This is a genomic window from Arthrobacter ginsengisoli (assembly GCF_031456935.1).
In the GTDB taxonomy this organism is placed as follows: domain Bacteria; phylum Actinomycetota; class Actinomycetes; order Actinomycetales; family Micrococcaceae; genus Arthrobacter; species Arthrobacter ginsengisoli.
Genome location: NZ_JAVDVQ010000025.1, coordinates 31,973 through 50,551, shown reverse-complemented (window position 1 = coordinate 50,551; position 18,579 = coordinate 31,973). Strand labels below are relative to the sequence as shown.

Sequence of the window (18,579 nt, the reverse complement as noted above, 5' to 3'; positions counted from 1 at the left end):
GCTAGCCGCCGGGGAACGGGACGGGCAGCTTCGCACACATGAGGTTTGGGGCATCCGCCCGGGGCGAAACTGAGGGCCAAAAGGCGGACATAGATCTCGAAAGTCAGGTCGCGCAATGCCCAGATGTTTCGGAACGCTCGTTCAAAATCCGTGTCCGGCGCTGTCTCGTCCAAAGACTCGAGCTGAGACTCAATCGCGTGAGTAGCGTGTACTCCAGCTTCCTCAATCCACTCCGGGGGTTGTTCGCCATCGGGAGGTGAACGGAGCTGCTGTCGCAGTAAGTCGCTGACAAGGTGCCTACCGGGAACACCAATGCTCCGGCGGTCATGATACCGAGTGCGCCGCCCGGTTCAGCGGGCGGATTCCAGCCGGGGCGGCAGGAGCTCTCGGCATGGCAGGGCTAAGGGCGGAGATGCGCAGGTTCTTTGGTAATTTTTTCGATGTCGGCCGCGGTGACTTCGATCAGCTGATGCGCCAAGTCCGCCAGGGCGCGTGCGGTCGCCAACTCGTCCCCGATCTCGGGGACATCCGAGTCCACCGGATTCAGCCTGGCCAACCCGACACCTTCCAGTTCAGCCCGGTTCCCGGCCCTCAATCGCGCCGTGGCCCGTGTTTGGTTTTCATGTTCGTCGATAACGATGTTCACCGACCAGCTTTTCTCTTGCATGGTGCCCGCCTCCTCGATCCGACTTCCACCATCCCAAGCTCGAGGCAAGCCGTCAAGGTCCGCAAAATTTCCCCGCCGACCGTGCCCCAGAGGCCCTGAGTTGCCCCGCACGCCGAGGCAACTCCCACGGGACCGCAGACCTCATGCAGACCGAGGACGCCTGAGCCGGTCGCCGTCCATCAGCTCTGGCTTCCTGGTCCGGGGTGTTGGACCTCGGTGGCGATCCGCCGCGGGAGGATCAGACCTCATACAGTCTGGCGAGGCTCAACAGGACGGCACCGCGATCGTGCCACCGGAATGCCAGCACGGGCCACCGTCCTTGCCCAGGCGAGGGCGACAATTTTTTGGCCGCAACTCATCCGCCACGAGCCCCATGCGGCCAGAGAAAGGGCCTCGTCGCCGTGTCCAGCAACTACGAACCCTACGGGGACATCAGGCAGGCAGCGACCTGATCGGAGGGCAGATCCGAGGAGCAGCAGAAGTAGCGTTCCGCCGCTTTCCTTCCATACGTGCAGGTGCCAGGGCTCCTTTGGTGCCGTGGAAATCCAGGGTGTAGTAGATCGCGGCGGGAATGTTGTTTGATCTGTTTGTCCCCGGCCCAGCTTGCCCGTCGCGATCGGCGCACCGGTGGGAGGCCGTGGTCGCCACGTTCCCCGCACCGGTCCCCGGCATACCGTTGCTGATCCTGGACACGGTCACAGGGCTACGTGTTGACGTCCCAGTGGACACGGATTGCCTCGGCAATCGGTCCGGCAGTGACATCGATACGGAGAGCAAAGGGCGCGGTCCCTGTCTCTTCGATGACCGCGTCATAGTAAACGCGGCCGCATGAGGGACACAGGGTATACAGACCCTCGTCCTCAGGCCACGGCGCCAACCCCGCGGGCATGGGAGTGCCTTCGTCGTTGTGAACTGGGATGCCTCGTGAGTTGGCCTAAGGCCGCCCCCATTTCGTCATTTTCGGGACTTCCTTGACGGGCAGTGTGACAAGTGCCATAGTCTTGGTATGGACCTGTTGGACAGCTGGACAGCTGCGCATGATCGAGTCGTACGCGTTGGCGCGGCTGAAGCGGTTTTCGCATCCCTCCGGAGTGCTATCGAGGGCGGCAAGATCCCTGTCGGCACCCGCCTCGACTCGGAGGCATCGCTGGCCAAACAGTACGGTGTGAGCCGCACGATGGTCAGGGAGGCGCTGCGTTCCTGCACCGCATTGGGACTCACGGCCACCCACACGGGCAAGGGCACCTTCGTGATCGCTGACAAGGTGGCCCAGGACCTCAAACTCGGCAAATATTCGGCCAGCGCCCTCGTTGAAGCCCGCCCCCACGTAGAAGTGCCGGCCGCGGGCCTCGCCGCCCAACGCCGCAGCAGCGAAGACCTGGAGGCTCTTCGGGAAATCCTTCGGGAAATGTCCGAGGAAGACGATCTCCAGCAGTGGGTGCTTTTGAACACTGAGTTCCATGTGACCATTGCCCGGTGCAGCGGCAATGGCGTGTTCGAATCATTCCTGTCAGACATCTGCGACGCCATGGCTAACCAATCAAACACCCTTAACCTCGTGGCTGACCGGCGCAAGGAATCGGGCCAGGAACACGCCCGCATTTTCGCGGCCATCGAGAATGGATCAGCCGAGGAAGCATCGCAGGCCATGAGAATGCATTTGCACGGGGTTGAATGCGCCCTGGGCACCATCGTCCCCGGAAGCGGAAACTCCAGGGCCGGCCATACACGCTAGATCCTAAACCCCGGATTTCACTCTCCATCCCCCACCGCAATCGCCACAAGCCTGGCCCGTCCCTGTGCCGTGGAACAACCATGCCCACCGTCCCGGCCGCGGCGTCACTCAAGCCTGCCCCGGCCCCGGATTATTACCGTCCAAACCCGTCAACGAAGCCCTGTGAGGACCACATGACCATCCCCCATACCGCCCCGGACACCCGTTCCGAACACGACCTCCTGAGCGACCGGGATGTCCCTGCCGACGCCTACTGGGGCGTCCACACCCTCCGGGCCGTGGAGAACTTCCCCATCACCGGCCAGCCGCTCTCCTCCAACATGCACCTGGTCCGCGGGCTAGCCGCCGTGAAACTCGCCGCCGCACGCACCAACCACGAGCTCGGGCTCCTCGACGACGAACGTGCCCGGGCCATCGCGGAAGCCTGCGCCGACGTCATGAACGGCAAGCTCAGCGAGCAGTTCGTGGTGGACGTCATCCAGGGCGGCGCCGGGACGTCGTCGAACATGAACGCCAATGAGGTCATCGCCAACCGGGCCCTTGAAATCCTCGGGCACCCGAAGGGCGACTACGCCCGGCTGCACCCCAACGACCACGTCAACCTCAGCCAGTCCACCAACGACGTCTACCCCACGGCGGTCAAGCTCGGCACGATCTTCGCGGCCCGGGAACTGCTGGAAGCCCTCACCGAGCTCGAGGACGCCTTCGCCGCCAAAGCCCTTGAGTTCCGCACGGTGGTCAAGATGGGCCGCACCCAGCTCCAGGACGCCGTCCCCATGACGCTCGGCCAGGAGTTCGGCACCTACGCCGTCACGATCGGCGAGGACCGGCTCCGCCTGGCCGAAGCCGACCTGCTGATCCACGAAATCAACCTCGGCGCCACCGCGATCGGCACCGGCCTCAACGCACCCGCCGGGTATGCCGAGGCCGCCTGCCGGCACCTTGCCGAGATCACCGGGCTGCCGCTGGTCACGGCGGTGGACCTGATCGAGGCCACCCAGGACGTCGGCGCCTTTGTGCACCTTTCCGGGGTGCTCAAGCGGGTCGCCGTGAAACTCTCCAAGATCTGCAACGACCTCCGGCTTCTCTCCTCCGGCCCGCGCGCCGGATTCGGCGAAATCAACCTCCCCGCCGTGCAGTCCGGCTCCTCGATCATGCCCGGCAAAATCAACCCGGTCATCCCGGAAGTGGTCAGCCAGGTGGCCTACGAGGTGATCGGCAACGACGTCACCATCACCATGGCTGCAGAAGCCGGCCAGCTCCAGCTCAACGCCTTCGAACCGATCATCGTCCACAGCCTCCACAAGAGCATCTCCCACCTGGAAGCCGCCTGCCGCACCCTCACGGCCCGCTGCGTCCGGGGCATCACCGCGAACACCGAACACCTCCGTCTCACGGTGGAACAGTCAATCGGCCTCGTCACCGCCCTGAACCCGCAACTGGGTTACGCCACGGCCACGGCGATCGCGCAGGAAGCCCTCGCCACCGGCAAGGGCGTCGCGGAGCTCGTACTCGAACACGGACTGCTCACCGACGAGCAGCTCACCGAGCTCCTCAGCCCACAACGCCTGGCCAACCTGAGCAAATAGCCGCCGCACACCTACGACCCCGCCCGACCAGGGAGCAAGGGGCACGCCGTCGTGCCCAAAATCCCGACCGACTACAGAGAAAACGGAACTCGATGACGAGGACCGTTCCAGCACCGGGCCACCAACCCGGCCTCTACCCAAGGACTGACTATGAAAAACAAATCAACGATGTGGATCCTGGCAGCGCTCCTGTTCGGGATCCTCAGCGGTCTGCTCTTCCACTGGCTGCTGCCGGTGGCCACGCGCGAATCCGTCGTGGCCGTCCTCGACACCGTGACGCACATGTTCCTGAACCTCATCAAAATGATCATTGCCCCGCTGATCTTTGCCACCCTCGTCTCCGGCATCGCAGGAGCCGCCAAATCCGCCGGCGTGGGCAAGCTCTTTGGCCGCTCAATGATCTGGTTCCTGTCCGCCTCCATCCTGGTGGGCGCGTTCGGATTCATCACGGCCCATTTGCTCAACGTCGGTGACGGGCTCCACCTGATGCCGGGAGGCGACGCGGGGATGGAAACGAAGCCCCTCGATTACCAGGAGTTCATCACCCACATCATCCCCACGAGCGTCTTCGCCGCCCTGACGGCCAACAATCCCCTTCAGATCCTCGTATTCGGCGCCCTCTTCGGCATCGCGCTGCTGAACCTCCGGAAGAAGGGCCGCTCCTCCATAGCCGATGCCATCGATGAACTGATGGGCGTCATGCTGAAGGTCACCGGATATGTGATGCTGGCGGCACCAGTGGGCGTTTTCGCCGGCATCGCATCGGCCTTCACCTCCCAGGGTCTCGATGCGTTTGCCACCTACGCGTCATTCATCGGCGGGTTCTATGTGTCTCTCTCGGCCCTCTGGGTCATCATGGTCGGCGTCGCCGTCGCCTTCCTCGGACGGGCGGCCTTCCGACTGGTCCGGATAGTGCGTGAACCCATGGTCATCGCGTTCGCCACCTCCAGCAGTGAAGCCGCCCTGCCCAAGCTTATTGAAGGCCTGACCAAGTTCGGCATCGAGAAGCGCACCACCGGTTTCGTGCTGCCCCTGGGTTACTCGTTCAACGTGGACGGTTCCATGATGTACATGACCTTCGCGTCGGTCTTCCTGATCAACGCCTACGGCATCGACATGGACCTTGGCCAGCAGATCGCGATGACCGCAATGCTCCTACTCAGCAGCAAGGGCATGGCCGGCGTGCCGCGCGGGTCACTCGTCGTCGTAGCCGCCGTGGTCCCTGCCTTCGGCATCCCGGCCGCCGGAATTGGTGTCCTGCTGGTGATCGACCAACTCCTGGACATGGGACGCACCGCCACCAACATCTTGGGAAATGCCATCGCCACCGCGGTCATCGGCCGGAACCACGACAAGTCCACTTCCCTCCTCGAAGCGCCACGCGCGGAAGCCAACCAAGACGCGGAAGTCACTGAAGATAGCAGGGAGCCTGAGCTCGTTTCGAGGCACTGACCGGCACCCGGTCGGCCAGCCAATTTTCAACCAGCGAACCTACCCTCACACCAGATGAAAGGTCATCGCCAATGACGGCTGACATTGAAATCCAGAGCCCGATGGACGTGCACCGCATTCAGCGGACGAAAAGAGCGAGAAACACTCCGATCAAATCACAAATCATCGACTACCTGGCAAACCATGGGGCCAGCAAAGTAGCTGACATCAGCAACGGCATCGCGTCCTCGCGCGGCGCAGTCAGATACCACCTGGCAGCGCTGGAGAACGCCTCGATTGTCCGTTCCAACATTTCCCCCGGAGCCAGAGGTCGGTTCACGCCCTTCTACGGTCTCGCCCCTGGAATAACGGAGCCCGCCTCCTAGCCGGACAGCGCTGACTGCAACTCTTGCGGACGACGGCGGGACCTCCCGCCGTCGTCTGCCGAGTCTTTACGGCCGGAATCTCATGTCCTCTCTGTCCCCGCACAGGGTGATTCCGCAGCTTCCCCGGGGAGGACCGCCGGAGGCCCATCTCACCCCTCCGCTCCCCGTCTGATTTGCCCGGGAGGCGGCAATAGCCCGGAGAGCAACGGACCTAATGAAGCGCCGCGGCCAAGGTCGAGACCGCAGGGTGCCTTCTTATCAACTTCGGTGTTTGAGCCATGCGAGGCCTGAGTCGAACAACATCATCGACGAAATGACGAGAGTTTCCCGGGAGTTCCGGCTGTTCACGGCGACGATCCTGAGGGTTTGATCCCCAAGTCTCAGCAAGTCATGCGGTTCCAAGCGCTCCCGGCCATGAAGGAGTAAGGAGCAACACCGCTGTCCGAGTCATGAGCAGGAGCCGCCAGACCAGGCACCACCAACAAAAATGGGCCCCTGCAGGGGCCCATAAGAGGAGATTTGTACACATTCAGAGGACCACAGGCCCCTGAACAGGGAAAACACGTGCCCGAGGTGGGACTCGAACTGCATTCCAGCCCTTGCAAACACTGGGCACCCGCGGAAACATAGCCAATCCGAACGAGTCCAGTTGATGTACGGCCCAGTCCGAAGCCCAAGGTGTGTACGTTGTACACCCCTTTTGGACCCTTCTCAAAGCCTAAAACCCAACGACCACACGCCCATTCGAAGTCATGGTGTCCTGATTGCGCTGACCATACACCACCGTTGAGCACACGGACCTCCGCGCACTCCCGGAGAACTTGACCGCGGCCGATCGCGTTGAAGCCCGGATTAGGCCCACGAACAGGGGCAAGCGCCCCGCAGTCGCAGCACTGGTCCCCTCCTCGGCGACTTCCCACCGGCTGTCACCATCACCGATCAGGGCCCATATGTGTGTTTCGTCAACTTTAAGTAGGCCATTTCAGCGCTAAGAATCAGGCCACCTCGGCACGCTTTCGGGCCATTCCGGCGGCTTGCCTATTTCATGAGGGCATTCTTGACCCGGTAGGACTCGCCACGAAACTGCAGGAGCCGGCCGTGGTGGACGAGCCGGTCGATGACGGCTGCTGCCATGTTGTCGTCCCCGAACACGGTTCCCCAGCGGGAGAATTCGAGGTTGGTGGTCATGATGAGGCTGCGGTTTTCGTAGCCATCGGCGATGACCTGGAACAGGAGCCTGGCCCCTTCGGTGTCGATCGGGAGGTACCCCAGTTCGTCGATGGCCAGGAGCTGGTTTTTGGCCAGGGAAGCGAGCTCCTTGTCCAGCCGGCCCTCGTCTTTGGCGCGGCGCAGCATCATGACCAGGGCGGAGGTGGTGAAGAACCGGGCCGGGATGCCCTGCCGGCATGCCGCTGCCACCAGGGCGGTGGCCATGTGGGTTTTGCCGGTGCCCACATCCCCGTAGAGGACCAGGTCCTGGGCCCTCGTGATGAACTCCAGGGATTCCAGTGCCTGCCGCCCGTAGTCTTCGGGGAACCTGACACTGGTGTAGTCGAATCCGGTGAGTGTTTTCAGGGTCGGCAGCCTCGCGGATTTCAGCAGCCGGGCCCGGCGTGATTCCTGCCGGGATTCGTGCTCCGCGACCAGCACTCCGTGGAGGTACTCGCGCTGTTTCGGGGTGCCTTTCTCTGCCCATTCGGTCAACACGCTGCCGGTCAGGGAGGCATGCTTGCCCGCTTCGAGGATGTCCTGGACGGTGACCGGATTCATGCGACTTCTCCCGTAGTGGTGTTCAGGGTTGTGAAGGTGTCATAGACGCTCAAATCCACGTTCGCTGCCGCCGGTTCGGTGCCGTGCGCCAGCCGACGGGCGAGCATGCCCAGGGCGGCCATGTCCGGGGCGTCCCCGCGGCGGATCAGGGTGTGGGCGGCCTGCATTGCTGCATCGAAACCGGCGGACCCGGACGCGGCATCGACCCCGTTGAGCAGGCGCCGCCGATCGGTGGCAGAGGCCGCATCCAGCCAGTCCCGGACCGGGTCGGTGACCAGGGCACGCAGCGGGGAATGGGACCACGCGCCGGGCTTGGTCACCAGCAGCGGGACCAGGGAGGCCGGTTCAAAGACCGTCCCGGTTTGCCGGCCGAAAGCCCGCGGGAAAGACCTCACGGGTTCGGAATGCTCGTCAAGGATCTCGATGACATCGTGGCGCAAACCGACGGTGAGCATCCGCCCGTGGAAGGAGGGCCCGGCGGCGTAGGTGTTCCCGTCAATGAGCAGGTTCCCGGTCTTGTCTGCCTTGCGCGACTCGTAGCGTACCGGGTCGAACCCGACTCCCGGAAGTTCCAGGGACGCGGCCACGTCCTGGATGAACAGTTCCCCCAGCGGCAGGCCCTTGCGGTAATGCGTGGTGGCGGCCAGGGCATCGCACCGCGCCAGTAAAACCTCGTTGAGGCCGGCCAAGGTGGCGGCCTCCGGTTCGGGGACCATGAAGTTGCGGCGCAGGAACCCGACACGTTTTCCACGTTGCCTTTCTCATGGCCGGAATACGGGTTGCAGTACCTGGATTCGGAGCGGTAGTGCAGCTTGAACGCGCCGAACAGCTTGGTCTCCACGGCCCTGGTGCCGACCCGCCGTCCGATGCCGGTGGCATTGTCAAAGACCAGGTGCCCGGGGCGGCTCCGATGTGCTCGAACACCCTGCGCAGCCCGTGGCAGACACATTCGGCGGTTTCGCCGCGGTATGCCTGGACGAAGCGCATGTTCGAGAACGGGAAGGTCACCACCAGGAGGTGCAGGACCTGCCGGATCCCGGCAATGATGGCCTCGGCCTGGCCGAAGTCGACCTGCGCGGTGCCGGCCGGCCACACCAGTTCGGTGAAACCTTCCCCTGCAGTCCTGTTGCGGGCCGTCCATTTCTTCACGAACCGCTGCACCGGAGAATAGGTGCCGGTGAACCCGTGTTCATCCACGAGCCGGTCGAACACGCGTTTGGCCGTATGCCGCTGCCTGCGATTCCGGCGCTGGTCCCCGGCGAGCCACGCTTCGATAATGTGCTCGAACCCGGTCAGCACCGAGACCCCGGACCGGGCCAGCGGCGCCGGCGGTGCCGGGGAGAAGTCTTCCTGATCGGAGTATTTCGCCACCGAGGACCGGCTAACGCCCAAGGTGAGGGCGATCTCCCGGCCCGGGACTCCCTGGGAGTCCAGCCTTCTGATATTTTCTTGTACGGACATGGGTACCGTCATCTGCTTTCCAGCCCTTCCGGCGCATACGCTTCGCAATGGCAGCGCCGTAAGGAACCTATCTGGGGGTGGCGGGCCCATGTCCCTGACACTCTGGGAGGGCCCTCGCCACCGGGTGATCTCTATCTGCAGGCAAGCCCCCGAAACCACGATTTTCAGGAGAAAAGACTGGCCTGATTCTTACCGCTCTTTTGGCCTGAAACGAGCCACCAACCTGGCTCAAATTCCTGGCTGAAACGGCCTACAGATAGTCGATCACACACACCCATATGTGCAGACTGCATGCTTCGCCATGATCCATCGCGGGAATGTGGCCCCGGCGATGGACGCCCGAAACTCCCTATCCCACGTCTTCGGGAACATTCAAATGAACGCGCGCCCCTCACGATCCCACTTGACAACATTTCTGAGTCAACTCATAATTGAGTAGACTCATTTTTAATGAAGCCGTACGTCATAGAGGAGCAGCACGCCATGAGGGCATTCGTCGTCACCAAGTACAAGGAGCCGCTGCGCGCAGCAGACGTCCCCGAGCCGACCGTCGGCGACCGCGATGTGCTGGTCCAGGTCCAGGCAGCTGGCCTCAACCAATTGGACGAAAAGATCCGCCTGGGTGAGTTCAAGCAAATCCTCCCGTACAAGCTCCAGCTGATCCTCGGCAACGATGTCGCCGGCACCGTCATCCGCATCGGGGCGAAGGTGCGCGGATTCAAACCGGGCGACGAGGTCTACGCCCGCCCCGACAAAGACCGCATCGGCACGTTCGCCGAGCGCATCGCCATCACCGAGGCCGACCTGGCACTGAAACCCGCATCGATCAGCATGGAGGAGGCCGGCTCGCTACCGCTGGTTGCACTTACGGCGTGGCAGGCCCTAGTTGAGCAAGGCCACGTACGGCCGGGGCAGAAAGTTCTCATTCACGCCGGGGCCGGCGGGGTCGGGTCGATCGCGATCCAACTCGCCAAGCACCTCGGCGCCACCGTCGCGACCACCGCGAGTGCCTCCAACGCCGACTTCGTGCGCGACCTCGGCGCGGACACGGTGATCGACTACCGTACCCAGAACTTCGAGCAGCTCCTCGCCGGGTACGATCTGGTACTCGACAGCCTCGGCGGGGAGAACCTCGTGAAGTCACTGCGCATCCTGAAGCCCGGCGGGAAGGCGATCGGAATCGCCGGTCCGCCGGACCCGGCGTTCGCGCGCAAAGCCGGTCTGAACCCTGTCCTGCGCCTGGCCATCGCGGGGCTCAGCAGCAGGATCCGGCGGCAGGCGAAGAAGCTCGGCGTCAGCTACGAGTTCCTCTTCATGCGTGCCAGCGGCGACCAGTTGCGCCAAATCACCGCCCTGGTTGACGACGGCGTGCTGCGCCCGGTCGTCGGGCAGGTCTTCGACTTCGCCCAAACCCCACAGGCGCTCGAGTCGCTGGCCAAGGGCGGCCTCCGCGGCAAAGCCGTCGTCACCCTGCCCTCCTGAGCCGCCGACAGCCATTCACCTCACAGACCACTCAGGAGGACTACCAGCATGAGCAGCTTCGACACCCCGAACGGCTCTGTCGTCACCTCGTACGCGAAAGCCGCCACACGCACCATCACCGCCGGTGGCGTCACCTACGCCTACCGCGAACTGGGGCCCAAGGCCGGTATCCCCGTCGTGTTCTTCGTGCACCTCGCCGCGACCCTGGACAACTGGGACCCCCACATCGTCGACCCCATCGCGAAGAACCGCCACGTCATCACCTTCGACCAGCGCGGTGTCGGAGCCTCCACCGGGCAGGTTCCCGACAGCATCGAGGCGATGGCCGACGTCGCCTACACCTTCATCAAGGCCCTCGGGTTCGACCAGGTCGACGTATTCTCCTTCTCAATGGGCGGCATGATCGCCCAGGACCTGCTCCTCAAACATCCCGACCTCGTCCGCAAGCTCGTGCTGGCCGGTACCGGGCCGCGGGGCGGCAAGGACATCGACAAGGTCGTCGGCACCACCTACTGGGACGTCCTCCGCGCGACCCTGACACGCTCGGACCCGAAGGAGTTCCTGTTCTTTAACCGCAACGCGACCGGCAAGCCGGCCGCGAAGGCGTTCATCAAGCGCCTGCAGGAGCGCACTGTCGACCGCGACAAGCCGATCAGCACCAAAGCCTTCCAGACTCAGCTGAAGGCAATCCGGAAGTTCGGCCGCTCCGCGCCGTCGGACCTGTCAAGGCTCACGCACCCCACCCTCATCGCCAACGGCGACAACGACCGCATGGTGCCGTCGGTCCTGTCCGGGGACCTGCACCGGCGCATCAAGGGATCCGAGCTGATCATCTACCCCGACTCGGGCCACGGGGGAATCTTCCAGTTCCACGACAGGTTCTCCCCCGTCGCCGTAGAATTCCTCGCCCGCTGACCAGCACCTACCTGACAAAATCCCGCCAACAGAGCAGAGAGCCACTGTGCCCCCGCCCGCCCGTGAATATGGGCGGGCACAGTCATTGGCGTGGCGCCTCGTCGCGCTGGCCAGCTCGGACAGGACACCCACAAACGCGTCAGCAGAGTGATCAAAATTATCGCCACCCCTGACGCGGCCCCTGGCTAGTGACTACCCCGGTGTGTCAGGCCAACCCCGGATCCTCCGTTATTCAGACACTCCCCACCCCTTCCGTCGTCTCTTGGGCATCGTGGGCCGCGTCGTCCTTTGGCAGGGTGGTGCCACCGCGCTCACTTTTGGTGAACGCGGTGGCGCCGGTTGTTCGCTTATGCGTTTGTGTCCACCAACTGCGGGTAGACCGCTTCGAGGGGTGCGCTGAGTCCGGCCTTGAGCTGGACAGACGTATCGTCGGCCAGGACCTCGTACTCCCCCGCCTCGGTGGCGTCGAACACGGTGCGCACCAGCACGGCCGGGTCGAGCTTCGGGTCGGTGGCGTGCGCGGCCATCGCGGTGTCGACGTATGCGACGTGGACCCCGACGACGTGCACGCCTTCGGGGGCGAGTTCGAGGCGGAGGGAGTTGGTCGCGGACCAGAGGGCGGCTTTGGTGGCGCTGTAGATGCCGGCGACGGCGTACCAGCTCAGGGCCGAGTGGATGTCGATGATCGTCGCTTCGTCCTTCGCTGACAGGACCGGAGCGAATGCGCGGGCGACGAAGAGCGGACCGAGGAAGTTCGTCTCGACGTTGCTGCGGATTTCCTCGTCCGTGTGGGTGAGGATCCCGGGGCTGGGAACCGACGCGCCGGCGTTGTTGATCAGAACGGTCACATCCGGTGCCGCCTCGACCGCTGCCTGCATGGAGGCCGAGTCGGTGATGTCCAAGGCGAGCGGAACGATGCGCTCGTCGTTCCAAGTGCGGGGGGTGCGGGCGGAGGCATAAACCTTTGCAGCTCCCCGGGCGAGGGCTTCGTGCACGAACTGCGTGCCGATTCCGCCGTTGGCTCCGGTGATGAGGACGACAGCTCCGTTGAGTGCGGGCATTGGTTTCTTCTTTCTGATGGTTCTGCTGGGTAGGGGTGTGTGATGTCGGTGGCGAGTGGCCCACGACAGACGATTAGGTGTGTGCCAGAGCAGGGTAGTCGGTGTACCCAGCGGCGCCGCCGCCGTACAGGGTGGCCGGGTCCAGCTCGTTCAGCGGTGCGCCGGTGCGCAGGCGCTCAACAATGTCGGGGTTCGCCAGGGCGAAGCGGCCCAGCGGCGCGATGTCCGCGAGTCCGGCGTCGATGTCGTCGGCGATCTGCTCGCGGTCGCGCCCGTACCGGACGACGAGGATGGCTGCAGGCCACGCGTCGCGGAAGGACCGCAGCAGTTCGTCATCACCGAGGTGGTGTACGTGCAGGTACGCAAGGTTCAGGGTGGCGAGTTCGCCGACCAGGTGGCGGTACTGTGTCCGGACGTCGGCGGGGTCCCCTTCGTTGATTCCGCCCAGCGGGAACGCCGGTGAGATGCGGATGCCGGTCCGGCCTGCCCCGATCTCCTCGGCCACCGCGCGGGCGACCGCGACGACGAACCGGGACCGGTTCTCCACCGATCCGCCGTATTCGTCCGTGCGGTGGTTCGAGTTTGGCGAGAGGAACTGGTGGAGCAGGTACCCGTTCGCGCTGTGGATCTCCACGCCGTCCGCTCCCGCTGCGATAGCGGAGGCTGCGGCGTGGCGGAACCCGGCGATGGTGGCCTGGATGTCTTCGGCAGTCAGCTCACGCGGCACCGGCGTCTTCTGCGGGCCCGTTGGAGTGAACATGTCCTGCTCGGCCGAGATCGCCGATGGGCCAACGGGCCCGCGGTGGTGCGGGGTGTTATCCGGGTGCGACATCCGGCCGACGTGCATCAGTTGGATGAACAGGGCTCCGCCGCCTGCATGCACCGCGTCGGCGATCTTTCGCCATCCCTCGATGTGTTCGGGAGTGTAGATGCCGGGGGTGTTCAGATAGCCCTGGCCATCGTCGGACGGGTGCGTGCCCTCGGTGATGATCAGCCCGAGCGAGGCGCGTTGGCCGTAGTACTCCGCAGCCAGTTCCCCGGGGGTGCCGTCAGGGTTTGCGCGGCTCCGGGTCAGCGGGGCCAGCGCGAGCCGGTGCGGCAGCTCCACATTGCCGAGGGTGAAGGGTTGCCAGAGGGAGGAAGTCATGTGTGCGGTCCTTTGCGTCGCGGGGTAATAGCGCCACCACTCTGCCGGGGCAGAACACTGGGGTTCGGCCCTTGCGTGGGAGAATGAACGAAGGAACATTCGAGCCCACACAGTAGTGACTACACTCATAACTGAGTGCAGTCAGAATCTATTCCGGAGGATCCATCACCATGTCTCTCGCCTCCCAGCCGGTCGGACGGCGCGAGCGGAACAAGCAGCAGAAGCTGGACCGTATCACGGCCGCGGCAAGCGAACTGCTGGCCGAACACGGCATCGAGGACGTCACGACCCAGCAGATCGCCGACAAGGCGGACATCGGCACCGGGACCCTGTTCCTTTACGCGAAGACCAAAGGCGAACTCCTCCTCCTCGTGCAGAACGCCCACTACGCTGAAGCGCTTCAGCAAGGTCGGGCTGATGCCGAATCCACCCGGGATATCCTCGATGCGGTGCTGGCAATCGTACGGCCGATCGTGGAATGCAACCGCGTCCAGGTCGACAACGGACGCACGTACCTGCGGGAAATGGTCTTCGGTGATCCCGCGGAGCCCCGTCACGCTGAGGCCCTCTCCATCGTCGCGCAGACCGAGGAGGCCATCGCTGCCGTCCTGTGCAGGCACGAGCTGGTCAGCGCTGGTGATGCCGCAACGACGGCACACGTCGTCACCGCCATCATGTTCCTTAGCATGGCGGCGAGCGTGAACGCCGCCATGAGCATCGACGAGGTTGTTCGGGACATCCGGACCCAGGTCGGCGTCCTGCTGTCTCGCTGACGCCTCCGGCAAGAACTTCCCTGGCGCCTGCTGGCGTAAGCGCCCTCGGCGGAGCGGCGTCCCGACGCCGGCCCGGGCAGTCGGCGCGAACAGCAGGTGCCCGCACCGACGTCCGGATTTCCGCCCTAATCATTCGGAGAAGGATCCACGGCAGTTTGCCGGGTCGGGCAAGGTCGGCCCCGGTGCCAATGTTTTGAGGACATAGCCACCGCCGCAAGCGCCGTGATGTGCTGAAGGTCCATGGGCTCGTCGTAAGTGATCCAGGGCGAGGACGGGTGGAGTGGGTCAGCTGGTGGTTCGGTGCTTTTCGGTGGGCGTGTGCTCGCTCGCTCCCCAGCTTGCGAGGAGGCGGAGCCGTTCCGCTGAGGGGGAACCTGGCTCTGCGGTGTAGACCATAAGCACGAGACCTGGCTCGGCGGTGATCGCGAGTTCTTCGTACGCCAGGGTAAGTTCGCCGGCCACGGGGTGATGGAAGCGTTTCGTTCCGGAGCCATGGGTGCGTACGTTGTGCGCGCCCCATAGTGCGCGGAAGGCCTCGCTTCGCGTCGAGAGCTCTCCGACGAGGTCCTGCATTGTGCGGTCGTGGGGGTCCCGGCCCGCTCCGGCACGCATGATGCCGACGCACATCTCACTGAACAGCTCCCAGTCGGGGTAGAAGTGCCGCGAGGCCGGGTCGAGAAATTGGAACCGCGCGAGGTTCGGGGTGCGGCCGCCGTCTCCGATCACCGGCGAGTAGAAGGCGCGCCCCAAGGCGTTGGTCGCGAGCAGGTTCTGGTAAGGGTCGCGGACGAATGCGACGCCCTCGGTGATCGCTTCTAGCGCCCACTGCAGGCTCAAGCGGGCCCCGGCTAGGGTGGTGGCGCGTTTGCGGGGCCTGCCGGAGGTGGGGATGCCATCTGCCGCCCGGGCCAGGTCGAACAAGTGCGCACGCTCGGTGTCATCAAGGCGGAGAGCCCGGCGACGGATTCGAGCACGGACGAGGACGCGCCCGCGATGGAACCGCGCTCGAGCTTGGCGTAGTACTCCACGCTGACGTCGGCAAGTAGCGCCACCTCGCTGCGCCTCAGCCCGGCCACTCGACGATTCGACCCTGCGGCAATGCCGGCGTCTTCTGGTGTGAGTCGTGCGCGCCGTGACATCAGGAACTCACGCACTTCAGCCCGGTTATCCATGCTTCAAGGGTAAATCGGCGCGGAGGAACGAGGGGTTCCCTCCCGGTACACCCCTCAACAGAGACTCCCCCGCGCACGGAAATAGAGCTTGACTGGTTGTACCCAACCAACAGGAGAGCAATTATGCGTGGTGTTGTCATGTACGCCCCCCGGTGACGTGCGCGTCGAAGAACTTGAGGATGCGAAGATCGCCGAGCCCACCGATGCGGTGATCCGGCTCGCTGCAACGTGTATCTGTGGTTCTGACCTTTGGCCGTATCGCGGAATCGAGAAGCTGGATGGACCGGCCCATATGGGCCACGAGTATGCGGGCGTGGTCGAGCAGATCGGTCACGACGTGAAGAACGTCAAGGTCGGCGACTTCGTTGTCGGCTCCTTCGTCGCCTCAGATAACACGTGTGAGGTCTGCCAGGCCGGCTACCAGTCCGGTTGCATCCACCGGGTGTTCATGACGGGCACCCAGTCCGAACTCGCCCGCATCCCCCACGCGGACGGCACGCTGGTCCCCACTCCAGGAGTACCTGAGGCAGATCTGCTGCCGTCGCTGCTGGCCGCGTCTGACGTGCTTGGCACCGGCTGGTATGCCGCAGTCGCTGCCGAGGCAGGGCCTGGCAAGACGGTCGCCGTGGTCGGAGACGGTGCCGTCGGACTCTCGGCGATCCTCGCCGCCAAGCAGCTCGGCGCCGAGCGCATCATCGCCTTCAGCCGGCACCCGGAGCGCCGAGCGCTGGCCCGTGAGTTCGGCGCAACCGACATCGTCGAAGAACGCGGCGACGAGGGAGCCGCGAAGATCAAGGAGATGACCGGCGGATACGGCGCCCACGGCGTCGTCGAGGCCGTTGGAACTCAGGAATCCATGTGGCAGGCCATCCACGCCGCCCGCGGTGGCGGCCGCATCGGCTACGTCGGAGTCGGCCACGACGTCGAGCTCAACGGCCTGGACCTGTTTTTCACGGGTGTGCAGCTCAAGGGCGGCCCCGCCCCCGTGCGCCGCTTCCTGCCCGAGCTGATCTGGGACCGCAAGATCAACCCCGGCAAGGTGTTCGACCTCACCCTGCCCCTGGAACAGGCTGCCGAGGGCTACAAAGCCATGGACGAGCGCCGGGCCACCAAGGTGCTGCTCACAGTCTGATCCAATTCACTTCGCCCAACCGTCCAGGCACGCCGCAGAGGCTGCCGCCCGATAACGGGTAACACGGCAAACGCCAAGACCCGGGAGGTCTACCCCACGGCCCGTGGGAGAGACCTCCCGCCGCGTCCGATCTCCAAGCCCGATCCTGGCGTCTCCGACCCGCACGAAAGGAGCCACATGACAACCGCCCCCACACGAACACCAGCACCGGAAGCCAGGGCACGGCAAAGACTGCCTTTGGTCGCGCTTGTCGTCCTGGCCGCAATGGGATTCATCCTCGTCGCGACCGAAACTATGCCGGCCGGCCTGCTACCCGTCATCGCGGCAGGCCTCCACACCAGCGAAGGAACTGTCGGTCTGCTCGTCAGCGCCTACGCCCTCGGCACGGTCCTCGCCACCATCCCCGCGATCACCTTCACCCGCGGTATGCGACGAAAGCCGCTGCTGCTCGCGAGTATCACCGGACTCGTGCTCGCCAACACCCTCACCACGTTCTCCCCTGAGGTTGCACTGTCCCTCGTCTCACGATTCTTCGCCGGCGCGTTCTCGGGAATCATCTGGGGGATGCTCGCTGCCTACGGCCGCCGCATCAGCCCGCCCCAGAACGCCGGGCTGTCCCTGGCCATCGTTTCCACGGGCGCGCCGCTCGGCTTCGCTTTCGGCACCCCCCTCGGCGCCTGGATCGGAACGACCTTCGACTGGCGATGGTCCTTCGGTGCGCTCTCCATCCTCGGGCTCGTCGTCGTTGCACTGATCATCGCATTCGTCCCTGATGCCCCCGGGCAGCCGGCCACGTCGCGGCTTCCTTTGGGGCGCGTGTTCCGGATCCCCGGAGTCGCCCTCATCCTCGCCGTCATCGTCGCCTGGATGCTCGCACACAGCACCATCTACACCTACATTGCCCCCTACCTCCGCGCCACAGAAACCGACCTCTCCGCCGACTTCATCCTGCTGATCTACGGCATCGCATCGGTCATCGGTGTGGCCATCACCGGAGCGCTGCTGGACCGCCACCCCCGGCCCCTCCTGCACCTGAGCGTCACCGCGTTCGTCGCATCAGGAGTCATCCTGCTCATCGGACACACATCTTCCCTGGCCATCGTGATCGCCGCCGCCCTGTCTAAGCCACGAGAAAGAGCCGCCAGAGCATCCGCCACCAACAAAAAAAGGGCCCCCACAGGGCCCATAAAAGGAGAATTGTACACACTCAGAGGCTCACAAGCCCCTGAACAGGGAAAACACGTGCCCGAGGTGGGACTCGAACTGCATTCCAGCCCCTGCAAACACTGGGCCCCCGCGCAAACATGCGGAATCCGGAGCAGTCCGAGGGCTGCACGACCCAGTCAGAGGCGTAGCGTGTTGACATTGTCAACAGGCCGACTTCCATCGCTTGAGACTTCTTCCGACAACGGGTCTGGCTCAATTGAGGGGAGGTCATTCTTGGTCTAACAGGGCCTACCCAGAGAGCACGACCGCCAGAACTCATGCGAGCGCAGGAAGAATCCGATCCAGCGGCCGGCTGCCCGTAAGAAGCGGTGTTTCGGTGCCTGCCTGTTATATCCGGCATCAGGGCCCGCCTCGCACGTTTGTACGCGGCACTTCTCCATATGCCGAAGCCCAATGTCTGAAGGCAGCGACGTCAAAGGCATTGAGATCTGCAACAATGCCCCGAAGTTCCGCGATTACTCCATCGCGTTGCCGGGTAACGATCTCGAGTGCTTCCTCCATTGATTCGGACTCCCCGTAGAGCCGCTCTAGCGCAGTCAACTGTTGTTCGAGAAGACGAGCGAACAATGGATCGTCCTCGGAGGAATCTGTCATGGTCCAAGTTTGACTGGTTTAGGACCGCGAGAACATC

13 protein-coding genes and 3 pseudogenes are annotated in these 18,579 nt (G+C 64.2%); 9 read left to right on the top strand and 7 right to left on the bottom strand.

The window, feature by feature from the left end:
* Positions 1–400: 400 nt before the first annotated feature.
* The gene (locus J2X01_RS19120; RefSeq protein WP_310061185.1) at positions 401–667 is read right to left on the bottom strand and encodes a DUF1876 domain-containing protein; all 267 of its coding nucleotides are present in this window, start codon (positions 665–667) and stop codon (positions 401–403) included.
* Between the two features lie 1,006 nt (positions 668–1,673).
* On the opposite strand from J2X01_RS19120, the gene J2X01_RS19115 reads away from it, so the two are divergent.
* The 4 genes from J2X01_RS19115 to J2X01_RS19100 all read left to right on the top strand — a co-directional run bounded on the left by J2X01_RS19115 (position 1,674) and on the right by J2X01_RS19100 (position 5,808).
* On the top strand, positions 1,674–2,402 hold the full coding sequence (locus tag J2X01_RS19115; RefSeq protein ID WP_310061183.1) for a FadR/GntR family transcriptional regulator: 729 nt from the start codon (positions 1,674–1,676) through the stop codon (positions 2,400–2,402).
* 173 nt (positions 2,403–2,575) lie between these two features.
* Positions 2,576–3,991, top strand: coding sequence for an aspartate ammonia-lyase (locus J2X01_RS19110; protein ID WP_310061181.1), 1,416 nt, complete (start codon positions 2,576–2,578; stop codon positions 3,989–3,991).
* A 150-nt stretch (positions 3,992–4,141) separates the two neighbouring features.
* Complete coding sequence (locus tag J2X01_RS19105; protein WP_310061178.1) at positions 4,142–5,443, top strand: dicarboxylate/amino acid:cation symporter; 1,302 nt, start codon at positions 4,142–4,144, stop codon at positions 5,441–5,443.
* 71 nt (positions 5,444–5,514) lie between these two features.
* Positions 5,515–5,808, top strand: a complete 294-nt coding sequence (locus J2X01_RS19100) for a winged helix-turn-helix domain-containing protein (RefSeq protein WP_310061175.1) — start codon at positions 5,515–5,517, stop codon at positions 5,806–5,808.
* A gap of 1,038 nt (positions 5,809–6,846) precedes the next feature.
* Here J2X01_RS19100 and istB read toward each other — a convergent pair.
* On the bottom strand, positions 6,847–7,578 hold the full coding sequence (gene istB, locus J2X01_RS19095; RefSeq protein ID WP_310061172.1) for an IS21-like element helper ATPase IstB: 732 nt from the start codon (positions 7,576–7,578) through the stop codon (positions 6,847–6,849).
* Positions 7,575–9,039 (bottom strand): annotated as a pseudogene (gene istA / locus J2X01_RS19090) (IS21 family transposase). The gene istB and the pseudogene istA overlap by 4 nt, the downstream one beginning before the upstream one ends.
* Positions 9,040–9,522: 483 nt before the next feature.
* On the opposite strand from istA, the gene J2X01_RS19085 reads away from it, so the two are divergent.
* Positions 9,523–10,521 carry an NADP-dependent oxidoreductase gene (locus J2X01_RS19085; protein ID WP_310061188.1) on the top strand — a complete coding sequence of 333 codons (999 nt, stop codon included), beginning with the start codon at positions 9,523–9,525 and terminating at the stop codon, positions 10,519–10,521.
* 48 nt (positions 10,522–10,569) lie between these two features.
* The gene (locus J2X01_RS19080) at positions 10,570–11,436 is read left to right on the top strand and encodes an alpha/beta fold hydrolase (protein ID WP_310061170.1); all 867 of its coding nucleotides are present in this window, start codon (positions 10,570–10,572) and stop codon (positions 11,434–11,436) included.
* Between the two features lie 347 nt (positions 11,437–11,783).
* Here J2X01_RS19080 and J2X01_RS19075 read toward each other — a convergent pair whose 3' ends face one another.
* Both J2X01_RS19075 and J2X01_RS19070 read right to left on the bottom strand, forming a co-directional pair.
* Entirely contained in the window at positions 11,784–12,497 is a 714-nt protein-coding gene (locus tag J2X01_RS19075) for an SDR family oxidoreductase (RefSeq protein ID WP_310061166.1), read from the bottom strand.
* Between the two features lie 73 nt (positions 12,498–12,570).
* Entirely contained in the window at positions 12,571–13,644 is a 1,074-nt protein-coding gene (locus J2X01_RS19070; protein WP_310061164.1) for an alkene reductase, read from the bottom strand.
* Positions 13,645–13,814: 170 nt separating this feature from the next.
* On the opposite strand from J2X01_RS19070, the gene J2X01_RS19065 reads away from it, so the two are divergent.
* Positions 13,815–14,417, top strand: a complete 603-nt coding sequence (locus J2X01_RS19065; RefSeq protein ID WP_310061161.1) for a TetR/AcrR family transcriptional regulator — start codon at positions 13,815–13,817, stop codon at positions 14,415–14,417.
* 285 nt (positions 14,418–14,702) lie between these two features.
* Here the strand turns inward: J2X01_RS19065 and J2X01_RS19060 are convergent.
* Positions 14,703–15,589 (bottom strand): annotated as a pseudogene (locus J2X01_RS19060) (helix-turn-helix transcriptional regulator).
* Positions 15,590–15,712: 123 nt separating this feature from the next.
* Between J2X01_RS19060 and J2X01_RS19055 the strand changes: the two are divergent.
* Positions 15,713–16,721, top strand: a pseudogene (locus tag J2X01_RS19055) (zinc-dependent alcohol dehydrogenase family protein).
* A gap of 177 nt (positions 16,722–16,898) precedes the next feature.
* The gene (locus J2X01_RS19050) at positions 16,899–18,170 is read left to right on the top strand and encodes an MFS transporter (protein WP_310061159.1); all 1,272 of its coding nucleotides are present in this window, start codon (positions 16,899–16,901) and stop codon (positions 18,168–18,170) included.
* A 117-nt stretch (positions 18,171–18,287) separates the two neighbouring features.
* On the opposite strand, the gene J2X01_RS19045 is transcribed toward J2X01_RS19050, so the two are convergent.
* On the bottom strand, positions 18,288–18,542 hold the full coding sequence (locus J2X01_RS19045) for a hypothetical protein (RefSeq protein ID WP_310061157.1): 255 nt from the start codon (positions 18,540–18,542) through the stop codon (positions 18,288–18,290).
* Between the last annotated feature and the right edge of the window lie 37 nt (positions 18,543–18,579).

What these genes read in the sequence shown, in the direction of transcription:
- J2X01_RS19075 (WP_310061166.1), bottom strand. Translation starts at nt 12,497, where the DNA reads ATGCCCGCACTCAACGGAGCTGTCGTCCTCATCACCGGAGCCAACGGC.
- J2X01_RS19080 (WP_310061170.1), top strand. Translation starts at nt 10,570, where the DNA reads ATGAGCAGCTTCGACACCCCGAACGGCTCTGTCGTCACCTCGTACGCG.
- J2X01_RS19045 (WP_310061157.1), bottom strand. Translation starts at nt 18,542, where the DNA reads ATGACAGATTCCTCCGAGGACGATCCATTGTTCGCTCGTCTTCTCGAA.
- J2X01_RS19105 (WP_310061178.1), top strand. Translation starts at nt 4,142, where the DNA reads ATGAAAAACAAATCAACGATGTGGATCCTGGCAGCGCTCCTGTTCGGG.
- J2X01_RS19100 (WP_310061175.1), top strand. Translation starts at nt 5,515, where the DNA reads ATGACGGCTGACATTGAAATCCAGAGCCCGATGGACGTGCACCGCATT.
- J2X01_RS19110 (WP_310061181.1), top strand. Translation starts at nt 2,576, where the DNA reads ATGACCATCCCCCATACCGCCCCGGACACCCGTTCCGAACACGACCTC.
- J2X01_RS19050 (WP_310061159.1), top strand. Translation starts at nt 16,899, where the DNA reads ATGACAACCGCCCCCACACGAACACCAGCACCGGAAGCCAGGGCACGG.
- J2X01_RS19070 (WP_310061164.1), bottom strand. Translation starts at nt 13,644, where the DNA reads ATGACTTCCTCCCTCTGGCAACCCTTCACCCTCGGCAATGTGGAGCTG.
- J2X01_RS19115 (WP_310061183.1), top strand. Translation starts at nt 1,674, where the DNA reads ATGGACCTGTTGGACAGCTGGACAGCTGCGCATGATCGAGTCGTACGC.
- J2X01_RS19065 (WP_310061161.1), top strand. Translation starts at nt 13,815, where the DNA reads ATGTCTCTCGCCTCCCAGCCGGTCGGACGGCGCGAGCGGAACAAGCAG.
- J2X01_RS19085 (WP_310061188.1), top strand. Translation starts at nt 9,523, where the DNA reads ATGAGGGCATTCGTCGTCACCAAGTACAAGGAGCCGCTGCGCGCAGCA.
- J2X01_RS19120 (WP_310061185.1), bottom strand. Translation starts at nt 667, where the DNA reads ATGCAAGAGAAAAGCTGGTCGGTGAACATCGTTATCGACGAACATGAA.
- istB (WP_310061172.1), bottom strand. Translation starts at nt 7,578, where the DNA reads ATGAATCCGGTCACCGTCCAGGACATCCTCGAAGCGGGCAAGCATGCC.